Origin of the sequence: Clostridium beijerinckii, from assembly GCF_008705175.1 — a bacterium.
GTDB lineage: Bacteria > Bacillota > Clostridia > Clostridiales > Clostridiaceae > Clostridium > Clostridium beijerinckii.
This window is the reverse complement of sequence record NZ_CP043998.1, coordinates 2,739,117-2,751,567: the sequence shown is the minus strand read 5'-3', so window position 1 is coordinate 2,751,567 and position 12,451 is coordinate 2,739,117. Positions and strand designations below refer to the sequence as shown.

The following is a 12,451-nucleotide window of genomic DNA, read 5'->3' as shown; positions in this document are numbered from 1 at the left end:
CTATTAATATTTAATCAATGCTTCTTTTCATTTTGTATTTAATAAATAATCTTATTGATAAGTAAAATCTATATTGTAAATTAATATATTAGGCAAACTTATCTTTCTGCTCAAAAAGGATATGAATAATATCACATCCTTTATGCTTTTAATATCTAATCTAATCAAAAAAAAGTCTATTTCTTACTATTGATTCGTCTCTAGTGGTGCCTCCGGTTCCCATGCCACCACCTGTTGTTCCTCCAGCGCCCATGCCGCCGCTTGTTGTTCCTCCGGTTCCCATGCCACCACTTGTTGTTCCTCCAGTTCCCATGCCACCGCCTGTTGTTCCTCCAGTTCCTGTGCCACCGCCTGTTGTTCCTCCGGTTCCCATGCCACCGCCTGTTGTTCCTCCGGTTCCCATGCCACCGCCTGTTGTTCCTCCGGTTCCCATGCCACCGCCTGTTGTTCCTCCGGTTCCCATGCCACCACTTGTTGTTCCTCCGGTACTTGGTCCTCCTAATAAAGTGGTTGCTCCTGTATTCTGCCACTGTTGAACTTGTGTAATTGCTTCCTGAGGAGTTTTACCTAAGCCAACAAGCACTCCTAGTAAAATAGCTTTTTGATATGAGCGTCGTGCACCAACACCTTGTAATCCAGCTCCCTGACTAGTATCATTCAAAGAATAACTCACTATTGGCTCAATATATCTAATCCAATCATCTGGTCTAAAATTCGATGTATTTTGCTTAACTTGCCTCTTCATATTTTCATTGATATCAAAATTCATGTCACGCATGTTATTATCATCTACTAATATACCAACTTTAGGTGCATTATTAAGAATTTGCATCATTCCATGACAAGAATTAAATTGGTCTGTTAAATCCTGACCTGCATTAAGACCATGGTGTGTCCCTCCGCTCCAATTTGATTCATTGCTTACATCATAAACGACACCTTCTATAGCTACATACGCAGGTTTTCCTCCTCTTCCATCATATTGTGATAAATCATCTAATGTAAGTTCTTTAGGTTGCCTAAAAGAATTGCTTCCTGTAAGTTCATTAATAGTTTTTAAATCAAAATAAATAGACATAAATACCTCTCAAATATTTTTACCTATAAAATATATGCAGTTTCCTTGAAATAAATTCCTAAAAAGCACTTAAATTGTAAATAATAAAAATGTTCCATTTATCTTTTCTGTCTCTGTTCGTAAATCGAACAAAGACAGAATCTACTTTGATTACTATTTTGTAAATTTTCTTAACATATTTATAAAAAACTTAAAATATTTTTGATAAATTCTAAACGTTACTAGATTTTTCAGCAATTATATAGTAATATAGATATACTAAATTTGAATTTTTTTCAAATGATGTATACTTCTTTTAAAATAATATAACGTTATATCATTTATAGTATACAACATATTTCTTTCATTCATTTTTAGATATATATAATTTTATACAAGGGGGCTTTACAATGAGTTTTGTAAATGTAAGAAAAATACCATCTCCAGAGGAAATAAAAGAAATTACTCCTCTAGCTGACAATCTAAAAAGGATTAAAGCAGAAAGAGATGAAGAAATCAAGAAAATATTTTCAGGCAATAGTGATAAGTTTGTAGTTATAATAGGACCTTGCTCGGCAGATGATGAAAATTCTGTTTGCGATTATGTTAACAGACTTGCAAAAGTAAATGAAAAAGTTAAAGATAAGCTTTTTATTGTTCCTAGAATTTATACAAATAAGCCTAGAACTACTGGTGAAGGATATAAAGGAATGTTTCATCAACCAGATCCTGAAAAATCACCTAATATTCTTGAAGGATTGATTTCAATCAGAAAGATGTTTATTCGTGCTATAGAAGAATCTGGGTTAACTCCAGCAGATGAAATGCTTTATCCTTCGAATTATATGTACTGCGATGATTTACTTACTTACGTGGCTATTGGAGCAAGAAGTGTTGAAAATCAACAGCATAGACTTACAGCCAGTGGAATTGATGTCCCTGTTGGTATGAAAAATCCAACAAGCGGAGACTTATCAGTAATGTTTAACTCAATTCAAGCAGCTCATGCAAAACATAACTTTTTATATAGGCATAATGAAGTAAATACTACTGGTAATCCTTATGCTCATGCAATTATGCGTGGTTCAGTTAATAAGCATGGTAATAATATTCCTAATTATCACTACGAAGATTTAATGAGAGTTTCTGAATTATATGGAGAATGCAACTTTCCATATCCATCAGTAATTGTCGATGCAAATCATGCTAACTCTATGAAGAAATTTGCTGAACAACCCCGCATAGTTAAAGAAATACTCTACAGCAGAGGATATAACAATGATTTAAAAAAATTAGTTAAAGGTGTTATGATTGAAAGTTACATAGAAGAAGGATCTCAAAAAATTGATGAACACATTTATGGCAAATCAATTACTGATCCTTGCTTAGGTTGGGCTGCTACTGAGCAATTGCTTTACTATATTGCAGAACAAGTTTAATAAAATATATTAATTAAATAATCAAGTCAGTATGAAAATTTTATCATACTGACTTGGTATTTTTTGGAACTAATTACACGATTTATTAAAAAGTATCGGATTTAAATTTGTATTTTTATATATAGAATTTAAAATTATTGCTCTATGACACATCCCTCAAACACTTATATTTATGTATCTCTATCTTTACACTCTAATATCTTCTCTTTGTATATCTATTATTTCTGCATCTGTATTATTTTCTATAAAGGTTATAAGGTTCTCCATAGTAGAATCAGATTGAGCTGAATTAGAACATATTCCTGCAATACCTATAACTATTGTTTTATGAACATCTTGTTCATAAGCCTCAGATACAGATATGTTAAACTTATTTTTTAATTTTTGTGTTACGCTTTTTACAATCATTCTTTTCTCTTTTAATGAGTGAACCCACGATGCTCTTAATGTGACTTTCATAAATAAAATATTCATATAATAATCGCGTCCCTTTTCTTAAACTATAAATATAATTTAGTTTCAATTCTTCTGTCATATTCTGACCAGTTTCCTGGCTCTATTCTATCTTTTATTTGAGAAATTTTATTCATTGTTGCATCTATTGAATCTGCATAATTTATTATAAAAGATTCTTCCATTCTCATTTCTCTAGGTGAACCATATTCAAGTTTTCCATGATGTTGAACTACACAGCCTTTTATTCTCATGATAAAATCTTCACTATAATATGAAGAATTTTTCATGATTGCCTTATCTATCATTTCAACACCAATAACGATATGCCCTTCCATTTCACCTCTAAGAGTATATTTAAACGGTCCATCATAAGATAACTCATAAATCTTCCCTATGTCATGCAGTTTTGCAGCAAGTATGGCAATTTCTGTTCTTCTGCAACCATATCTTTCGCAAAGCATTAAAGTTAAATGCATAACATTTAATGTATGTTCTGCAAGTCCTCCTATGTAATTATGATGCATCGATACTCCGCCTATACCTCTTTTAAATTTGTCTAGAAACTCTTCGTCTTTAAAGAAATAATCGTTCAAGGCTTTAGCCTCTTTTGAAACAATATACTTACTTGTATAAAGCTCTATTTCCTGCATAATATCATCAACAGGCCTATTTACTGTTGGAAGATAATCTGAAATGCTATAGCTTGTAATAATTTCATATTTTTTCGCATCTAGAATTCCATCTTTAATTCCCTCAACTTCTAAAACTATTCCATCTGTAATATCATCTTTCTTGTTGGGTAAATTTGCCTTCGTTTCTCCACTTTTATCAGCCAATATGCAGACTATTTTTGCAGGATCTCTAAATAATATTTTCATGACCATTAGTGATATTTTTACGCTTTCACCGCTTTTCACATTGCTTAAAAAATTCTCTTTTGTATTCATTGTTTCCTCCAATTTTATCAGCTTATTTTATATATTGCTTCTAAGTTAAACATAGTATATGCAAAACAGTAACTTTATAATATTAAAAATTATATTTGTATCATCTTTCATTGTTTTATCTCTTCATTTTAAATTCACCTTGCTCTTAATACAAGATACTATCTACATTTTATAATATCAAATAAACTGTAAAAATGGGTAATTTTATAGAATTTTAGAAAAAAAAGGGGTATAATATTAATGCATTTGTTTAATCAACTTTTTATGTTAAAACAAATTTCTGATAAATTATAAATTTATATATACTTAGCCAAGCCTATATACATAGCTAATTATTTAAACATATGGAATAGTCACTTTTACTTACAAAATCGCTATTGAATAATATATGATCTATTAGTAAAAATCAGCTATGAGGTAAATTAATCTCTTAGCTAAAATGGGAGGATAACATGAAAACTAATTTGGGTATAGTAATTTGTGAAAATTTTATTGAAGAGATTGAATTTGCAGTAAAGACTTATAATATAAAAAATGTTATGATTATACCATTTACATCCACATGTTCAAAAGCAACAAACACAAAAAATCACTGTTTAATAGAGGCTATTAATTTATGTGAAAAAATGTGTAATAAAATTTTTGTTATTATTGAAAATAATTGTTGCAGCTCTAACTTAGAAGATTTTATTAATAACAAAGAAAAATGCACACTATATAAAATGGAACACTGTCTTAACTTATTTATTAATAAAGATGTAGTTAATAATCTTTTAGATACAAATTCATATGTTATAACATCAGGCTGGCTTAAAAACATGGATAAAGATAATACCTCATTTATTTTAGATAAAAAACCCAATAAGCTTCTCCTATTAGATACAGGAATTTATGAGGACAGCACAAAAGAAATTCAAATACTAGCTAACAACTTAAATTTACCTTACGATTCTTTTTTTGTCGGTTTAGATTTTTTTCATATGTTTATTGAAAAGATTATGCTTGATTGGAAGCTCGAATTAAAAAATAAGAAAAAAATTAGTAATATAAAAATTCTCAGAGAAGAGAAATATAAAAAACTAAAAGACACTTATAAGTTAATTGAAAAGAAAAAGGGGCAACTCTTATACATATTAGACAGTATTTATGAGGGAGTTTTTATTTTAGACACAAATTATAAAATACTTTTTGTGAATAAAGGCGTGGAAAAACTACTAAACATTAACAATTTTAAAAGTATTCTAGGTAGAGACTTATTTGAAATTGGCATTGTTCATAAGGATTATCGCGATATTATACTTAATAGATTTGAAAAAGTGCTTAAGCATAATATATCAGTACCTATAATCGAAGAAAAAATGATTCAATTCGATGGAAATATTATTCCAGTAAATATATACTCTGGAGCTATTGAATATGAAGGTAACCCATGTATATTAAGTGTTATCCGAGATATTTCGGAACATAAAAAATCTGAAAATCTTAGATTAAAAATACAAGAGCAAAGTCGGTTATTAGATAAAGCTGCAGAATATGATAAACTTAAAACAGAATTTTTTGCAAATTTATCTCATGAATTTAGAACCCCACTAAACGTAATGCTTAGCACACTGCAACTTCTAAATTTAATTGGAGCAAACAAAACTAATACAGATAGTAAAGACAAAATAAGCAAATACTATAATATTATGAAACAAAACTGCTATAGGTTATTAAGGCTAGTAAATAATTTAATAGATATTACTAAAATTGATGCTGAATACTTTAAACTCAGCTTAAAAAATGAAAATATCATATCCACTATAGAAGATATAACTTTATCTGTAACTGATTATGCTAAAAACAAAGGTTTAGACATTATTTTTGATACAAACGTTGAAGAAAAGCTAATGGCTTGCGATGCGGATAAAATCGAAAGAATAATGCTTAATCTTCTTTCAAATGCCATAAAATTTACTTCTTCTGGAGGAAGCATATTTGTAAATATACTAGATAAAGATTCAAGCATTATAGTCTCTGTAAGAGATACTGGTGTTGGAATCCCTAAAGATAAACAATTATCCATTTTCAAGAGATTTGTTCAAGTAGATAAATCACTTTCGCGAAAAAGAGAAGGAAGTGGCATAGGACTTTCTCTCGTAAAATCCCTTGTTGAACTTCACAATGGTACAATTAAAATCAATAGTGAATATGGCAAAGGCAGTGAGTTTATAATAGAGCTTCCCGTTAAAGTTTTGCCAGAAAGCGAAAATGTTACTTCAGATGAGGATTTAGCAAAAGAAAGTAATATTCAAAGAATAAAAATAGAGTTTTCTGATATATATGATTAAATATTTTTAATATCAGTACATAAGGCCGCTATTAATATTTTAAGTACCTTATGTGCTGTAATTTTTAATATGACTCTAATCTAATACTCTTCCAACATATTTCATATTGGACCTACTTAATCTGCTTATTTTAACAACATCTCCAGTTCGAGGCGCTTGAATATACATATCATCCCCTATATACATCCCTACGTGTGTAGATTCTGATGGTTTATTAAATACCAAATCTCCTGGTTTAATTTCAGATATGCTAATTGTTTTCGCAAAACGCTGCTGGTCCTGTGATATTCTAGGTATATATATCCCTTGCGACTTAAATACATATTGAATCAAACCCGAGCAATCAAAGCCTGATGGTGACTCTCCTCCCCATAAATAAGGAACTTTCAAATATTTTTCAGCTTCTTCTATTAGAGACCTTTTCTGACCAGTAATATCAGATGATAATGTAACCGGAACAGTTATGCCTGTATTCCTGCTCAATAATATATTATTATCTTTAATATATTTTAATAGTTTATCTTTTTGATCCTCTAATTCTACAACTTGATTTCTAATATCGTTTTCATTTTTTTGCAAATCAGCTTTTCCTTTTTCTATCTCTTCATTTACTTCTATTATCCTTTTTTCGGACTCTTTTGCTTGTAAAATCATATTTTTATCATTTTCACATATTTTATATATTAATGATGCCTTATTCATTGCTTCTAAAACATTTCCCGAAGAAATTAAAGCATCTAAGTATTGAAGCGTTGTTGATTGAACACCTCCATTTAACTGTATACCTTTTAATCTATCGGCTAATTTCTTATCTTTCTCTTCTACATCTTCCTTAGCTATCTTTAATTGTTCTTCATTATCCTTTATTTGCTTTTCCTTTTGAGAAACTTCTTCTTTAATCTTATTTAGCTTGTCTATATTATTATCAATTTTGCTATCACATTCTTGAATGTTTTGTATAGCTTGTTCGAGTGATAGTTCAGGTTCTGCAAAAGCTGGCAATTCATTACTCATCATTGTCATAAAAAATAGTAAAGCTACTATTAACGCAAATTTACACCTAATTTTCATCTTATCCTCCCCTGGCATCTACTAAATATGAATCTCGACATTCTAAAAACAAAATCTTAATATATGAATATTCTTAACTAACAATAACAACATAATTTATCTGATGTCTAGTCACATTTGTCACTCACTTTTTAAGCGGGTGGAAACTGTGGGTAGACCCAGATAAGTTAAACTACGATTTAGCCGGGTATTCCCCACCTGAATCAAGTTTCACTTGATATTATATAGTTTTATAAAAAGTTATTTTACTTAATTCTCTTTCACATTATATATATTAACTAATCATAACTTTTATTACTGTATTGTTACTAAAATATATTAAATTTTCAATCCATTTCAGAAGAAATTTGTATTAAATTTATTAATTATTAACATTTACCAAACCTTTATTACTATAAAGATAATATTAAATTTATTTTCATAAATATCTTCAGAAAATTGCCTACAATTTTACCAAATGGGAATTTATATGAGGATGCAGTTTTTATATAAATGATTTATATTATTAGTATAGAAGTAATAAAAAATTAAATATCATTAAAAAATACAAATTATTTTTTAAACTGGAGGGATTATTATGAACGGTAAAGCTATTAATAAATCTAATTTTAAATTGGTAACCTATACAACTAACAAAAATATTTCCCTTAATAAAGTTTCAAAAGGTATATCTAAAATTCTAAATTATGCATTTAAACTATGTAAGTCTGTTTTAAATTCACTTTTCAGTAATTCAGAATATATTTACAATAAAAATTCAGCACATTCTAAAGGTAGTGAATATAATTATGATATAACAGATGCTACTGAGCTTAGATTAATAGCATCAAGAAGAACATTTTTATAATTAACATTATTGTAGTATGTACACTGCTTTATTATATAAATTTACTTTCACTACTATAACTATTAAAAAGAGCTACTTAAGTACTTAAATGAAATTGTTATTTCATTTAAAAACCTAAGTAGCTCTTTTCTTATAAATATAGATATAAAGTAATTACTTATTTAATAAGCTATGTATTATTCTTGTCGCATCCATGTATTTAGCAATTGATCTTCCATAATTTAATCTATTGATAATTCTAGCACAAAGCTCTGACATATCAACGCTCTTAAACCAAGCTGAGTCTTTTAACTCTTCTGGTATATATGTTAAATTAGTAGAATATATTCTTGCTAATAAACCTTCCTCATGAGCCTTATTAAACTTTTCAACGCCTTCTGTAAAGAAAGCAAAAGTTGCTGCAACATATATATTCTTAACATTTCTTTTCTTTAATTCCTTAGCTATATCAAGAACAGACTCTCCTGATGCTATCATATCATCAACTATTAATACATCTTTGTCTTCAACAGCTCTTCCCATATATTCATGTTGAACAATAGGATTTTTTCCATTAACAATTGTAGAATGATCTCTTCTCTTGTAGAATAAGCCAACATCTACTCCTAAAGCACTTGAGTAATATATAGCCCTATCCATCGCTCCGGTATCAGGACTTATTACAAGTAGCTTTTCTTTATCTAATTCTAATGATTTCTCATTTGATAAGATTCCCTTTACAATATCATATGTTGGATATACATTTTCAAAAGATAGTAAAGGAATAGCATTTTGAATATTAGGGTCATGTACATCAAAAGTGATAATTTCATCAACACCTAATCTTTCAAGTTCTTGAAGTGCTAAAGCACAATCCAAAGATTCTCTACCTTTACGTCTATGTTGTCTTGATTCGTATAAAAGAGGCATAATTACAGTTATTCTTGCTGCCTTACCTCTAATTGCTGCAACAGTTCTCTTTATATCTTGAAAATGTTCATCAGGACCCTTGTGATTTTCAATCCCAAACATCTTATATGTACAGCTATAGTTTCCAACATCACATAAAATATAAATATCCTTTCCTCTGATAGATTCAGAAATTTTTACTTTTCCTTCTCCATTAGAAAATCGTATTTCATCAAGTGGCACTAAGAATGACTCAGTACAATTTCTGTTTTTTTGGATATACTTGTCTATAGCATTTCCTAATTCTGAACAACTTTCTAATGCTATAATTCCAAGTTCATGATTTAATTCACTCATTTGCGTTCCCCTTTTTAAATTATTTTGTAAATCGGCTTATTATTATAAAAAAACTCAAACAATTAAAGTATACCTCAAAATTGGATATATATAAATATATTATTACAATTTTCAAGAAAATTTTATGATAATTTTAAAGTTAACCTTTTCAATTCCTTATAAAATTCCATTTTAATATAATCATTGAGATAAATTTTCAAATTCGTATATTACTTTAGCGATGTTATTGGTATTTGTAAACAACATTTCATAAATGTGCTATACTATTACAATAATACGGAATTATTTAATATGAAATATCAATAAATAATTTGAGTTTATATTTTTTAACAAAGATGCTTTTCCCCAATAATTTTTCCATCTTTTATAGTTAATATCCTTTGGGTTTCACTTGCTAAATTATTATCATGCGTAATTAGCACTATAGTCTTTCCTTGCTTTTCATGTATTTTATGAAATAAATTCATGACTATTCTTCCTGTTTCTGAATCAAGCGCTCCTGTTGGTTCATCAGCAAGTATAATATCTGGATCATTTGCTAATGCACGAGCAATAGCAACTCTTTGCTTCTGCCCTCCTGACAGCTCACTAGGCAGGTGAGTTAACCTATCTCCCATTCCAACTAACTCCAATAGTTCTTTTGCTCTATTAATTCTTGTTCTTCTATCCATTCCATAGTATAGCATTGGCAGCTCTACATTTTGGATAGAATTTGTTCTAGCTATTAAATTAGAAGTCTGAAATACAAATCCAATTTTCTTATTCCTGATCTCTGCTAATTTATTATCGCTTACTTTACTAACATCTATTTCATCAAGAACATACTGACCTGATGTTTGTCTATCAAGTACTCCTATAATATTCATTAATGTACTCTTTCCAGATCCAGATGAGCCAACAATGGCTATAAATTCACCTTTTTGTACATTAATATCAATATCCTTAAGTATATCTAATTGATTTTCTTTCCCTATAAAAAAACTTTTAGTAATTTTATTCATTTCGATAATATTATTACTCAATCAGCTACCTCCAATATTTCATGAAAAATTGAAATAGGACAAATTTATCTATTAACATTATTACTCTATGTTTTCAATCTCATATTATTGTCCCTTATCATATTTTGTTACTAATTTTAAATCTTTCTTAGGTTGCTAATTTTATAATGTTTATTTTGAAATGTGTTTTTACGAAATAATAGGTAATAACAAATTTAAGTAAGCTTAATACTCAATTTATTATTACCTATTACATCATTAATTATTGATATTATTAAAGTCTTAATAATATATCATTTATTTCTTCACTTACTTTTAATCTCTCATCATAAACCCATTGAACGTCTAGTTTTAAATTAAATATTTTAGAAAATGAGTAATACATGTTTATCTTCTGATAATAAATCTCTAAATCATCCAAACCACCATTAAAGTTTTGGGGTTTAAATAATTCTTTCTGTTTATTCACAAATAGTTCATCTACATAATTTAAAAATGCATTCATAAGTTCATCTCTAGACACATCAAATGGAACTTTCAGTAAATCCCATTGAATTTCTTCATTAAGCTTGTATTTCCTTAGCCTATCCAAGATCAAAATATATTCACTTACATCCATCTTAGTATAATAATCTAATTTTTCTGTTCTTGTACTCCAAAGGGCTAATTTTTCATTTAAAGGCAGACTTCTAATCTTAAGTATTGCTTCTGATGGCCCTATAACAGCTTGTTTTATAACCTCGTCTTCTGTTTCTAATTTAGATTTAATTATATCTGCATTGCCGCCAACACTGGCAATATACCCAACGTCATAAATACCAATCCTACCAGCACGCCCTCCTACTTGCTTTATTTCCTGCGAAGTTAACTCTCTTACTTCTTCTCCATCAAATTTCCTTATACTCATAAATATAATTCTTCGAATAGGAAGATTGACTCCCATTCCTATTGCGTCAGTAGTCACAAGAATCTTTGTTTCTTTATTAATGAACTGTTCGTATTGCATTTTCCTAACTTCAGGTGGTAAATCACCATAAATTATACTTGCCTTGATGTTTCTACTTGAATATTCCTCTGCTATTTCTAATACTCTTTTTTTAGAAAAGACTACAACAGCATCACCTTCCTGAACATCATTATAACTAAAATTCTTATATTCAACTTCTAATGGTATAGCTCTTATATATTCTCTTATTTCATATTCATCTTTACAATCACTTATAATTGTTTCTAATATATATTTAGCATTAGCAGCTCCACATATATGTATTTCATCACATTGAAGCCCTAGTAGAGCTTTACTCCATGCCATTCCACGAAAAGGATCACTTATCATCTGAATCTCATCAATTACAGCTATATCATAATGTTCTTTTAAATTAACTTTCTCTATTGTACATGATGTGTGAGTAGATCCTACATTTATTATTTCCTCTTCACCAGTTAAAAGATCACAAATTACTCCTTCTCTATTTAACTTTTCAAAATTTTCTAAAGCTAGAATTCTAAGTGGTGATAAATAAACACCTTTTTTTGCACTTTTAAGACGTTCTAAAGAATTATAAGTTTTACCTGTATTTGTATCGCCTAAATGTATGTAGAACTTTCTTTTCATGCTTCTTGCTTGACGATACTCATCTTTAGGATTACTTGGGAAATTTTCTTCAAATTCTTTTGCAACTAATTTGGGAATATGTTGTTTAGTTAATATTGTCATTAGTCCTTGATTTAAAAAACTATTATAATTTCCACGCACTACTTCATAAAAATCAAAACTTGTATTATTATTTTTATTATAGTAATCAAGCATTTTCTTTGAAACAGTTTCTAATAGCTCTTCATATCTCTCATAAACCTCATTAAAATCTCTTAAACTCTGATTTTCTAATTCCTTAAGATGTCTAAGTTTCTTTCTTATTGAACTCTCATGCTCTAATAATGCTCCTGGCTTTGAATGCTCAACTATTTCTTCTATTTGATTTATCTGACCCTTATACTTTTTAAATTCTCTTTGTGCTGCATTATTTTTCATTTATCCCACTCCATATACTAATATAA

The 12,451-nt window shown here is 28.9% G+C and carries 10 protein-coding genes; 3 read left to right on the top strand and 7 right to left on the bottom strand.

Annotation, left to right across the window (positions count from 1 at the left end; translation table 11 throughout):
• Positions 1 to 160: 160 nt before the first annotated feature.
• Positions 161 to 1,078 (bottom strand): cytochrome b5 domain-containing protein, encoded by a 918-nt coding sequence (locus F3K33_RS12470; protein ID WP_039769739.1) that lies wholly within the window; start codon positions 1,076 to 1,078, stop codon positions 161 to 163.
• A 389-nt stretch (positions 1,079 to 1,467) separates the two neighbouring features.
• Here F3K33_RS12470 and F3K33_RS12465 point away from each other — a divergent pair, with 389 nt between their 5' ends.
• Positions 1,468 to 2,496, top strand: coding sequence for a 3-deoxy-7-phosphoheptulonate synthase (locus tag F3K33_RS12465; protein ID WP_023974608.1), 1,029 nt, complete (start codon positions 1,468 to 1,470; stop codon positions 2,494 to 2,496).
• A 186-nt stretch (positions 2,497 to 2,682) separates the two neighbouring features.
• On the opposite strand, the gene F3K33_RS12460 is transcribed toward F3K33_RS12465, so the two are convergent.
• Together F3K33_RS12460 and F3K33_RS12455 are read right to left on the bottom strand one after the other, a co-directional pair.
• Positions 2,683 to 2,970 (bottom strand): DUF503 domain-containing protein, encoded by a 288-nt coding sequence (locus F3K33_RS12460; protein WP_023974607.1) that lies wholly within the window; start codon positions 2,968 to 2,970, stop codon positions 2,683 to 2,685.
• A 26-nt stretch (positions 2,971 to 2,996) separates the two neighbouring features.
• Positions 2,997 to 3,899 (bottom strand): HD domain-containing protein, encoded by a 903-nt coding sequence (locus tag F3K33_RS12455; protein WP_039769741.1) that lies wholly within the window; start codon positions 3,897 to 3,899, stop codon positions 2,997 to 2,999.
• A gap of 452 nt (positions 3,900 to 4,351) precedes the next feature.
• On the opposite strand from F3K33_RS12455, the gene F3K33_RS12450 reads away from it, so the two are divergent.
• The gene (locus tag F3K33_RS12450) at positions 4,352 to 6,229 is read left to right on the top strand and encodes a sensor histidine kinase (RefSeq protein ID WP_017211728.1); all 1,878 of its coding nucleotides are present in this window, start codon (positions 4,352 to 4,354) and stop codon (positions 6,227 to 6,229) included.
• A gap of 75 nt (positions 6,230 to 6,304) precedes the next feature.
• Here the strand turns inward: F3K33_RS12450 and F3K33_RS12445 are convergent, their stop codons facing one another.
• On the bottom strand, positions 6,305 to 7,300 hold the full coding sequence (locus tag F3K33_RS12445) for a C40 family peptidase (protein WP_039769744.1): 996 nt from the start codon (positions 7,298 to 7,300) through the stop codon (positions 6,305 to 6,307).
• A 577-nt stretch (positions 7,301 to 7,877) separates the two neighbouring features.
• Between F3K33_RS12445 and F3K33_RS12440 the strand changes: the two genes are divergently transcribed.
• Positions 7,878 to 8,147 (top strand): hypothetical protein, encoded by a 270-nt coding sequence (locus F3K33_RS12440; RefSeq protein WP_012058647.1) that lies wholly within the window; start codon positions 7,878 to 7,880, stop codon positions 8,145 to 8,147.
• A 153-nt stretch (positions 8,148 to 8,300) separates the two neighbouring features.
• On the opposite strand, the gene F3K33_RS12435 is transcribed toward F3K33_RS12440, so the two are convergent.
• From F3K33_RS12435 to F3K33_RS12425, 3 genes are all read right to left on the bottom strand, one after another.
• Positions 8,301 to 9,392, bottom strand: coding sequence for a ribose-phosphate pyrophosphokinase (locus F3K33_RS12435; protein ID WP_012058646.1), 1,092 nt, complete (start codon positions 9,390 to 9,392; stop codon positions 8,301 to 8,303).
• Positions 9,393 to 9,718: 326 nt separating this feature from the next.
• Entirely contained in the window at positions 9,719 to 10,414 is a 696-nt protein-coding gene (locus tag F3K33_RS12430; RefSeq protein ID WP_023974604.1) for an ABC transporter ATP-binding protein, read from the bottom strand.
• Between the two features lie 253 nt (positions 10,415 to 10,667).
• On the bottom strand, positions 10,668 to 12,425 hold the full coding sequence (locus tag F3K33_RS12425; RefSeq protein ID WP_039769745.1) for a helicase-related protein: 1,758 nt from the start codon (positions 12,423 to 12,425) through the stop codon (positions 10,668 to 10,670).
• Positions 12,426 to 12,451 lie beyond the last annotated feature (26 nt).

What these genes read in the sequence shown, in the direction of transcription:
- F3K33_RS12470 (WP_039769739.1), bottom strand. Translation starts at nt 1,078, where the DNA reads ATGTCTATTTATTTTGATTTAAAAACTATTAATGAACTTACAGGAAGC.
- F3K33_RS12425 (WP_039769745.1), bottom strand. Translation starts at nt 12,425, where the DNA reads ATGAAAAATAATGCAGCACAAAGAGAATTTAAAAAGTATAAGGGTCAG.
- F3K33_RS12440 (WP_012058647.1), top strand. Translation starts at nt 7,878, where the DNA reads ATGAACGGTAAAGCTATTAATAAATCTAATTTTAAATTGGTAACCTAT.
- F3K33_RS12435 (WP_012058646.1), bottom strand. Translation starts at nt 9,392, where the DNA reads ATGAGTGAATTAAATCATGAACTTGGAATTATAGCATTAGAAAGTTGT.
- F3K33_RS12455 (WP_039769741.1), bottom strand. Translation starts at nt 3,899, where the DNA reads ATGAATACAAAAGAGAATTTTTTAAGCAATGTGAAAAGCGGTGAAAGC.
- F3K33_RS12460 (WP_023974607.1), bottom strand. Translation starts at nt 2,970, where the DNA reads ATGAATATTTTATTTATGAAAGTCACATTAAGAGCATCGTGGGTTCAC.
- F3K33_RS12450 (WP_017211728.1), top strand. Translation starts at nt 4,352, where the DNA reads ATGAAAACTAATTTGGGTATAGTAATTTGTGAAAATTTTATTGAAGAG.
- F3K33_RS12465 (WP_023974608.1), top strand. Translation starts at nt 1,468, where the DNA reads ATGAGTTTTGTAAATGTAAGAAAAATACCATCTCCAGAGGAAATAAAA.
- F3K33_RS12445 (WP_039769744.1), bottom strand. Translation starts at nt 7,300, where the DNA reads ATGAAAATTAGGTGTAAATTTGCGTTAATAGTAGCTTTACTATTTTTT.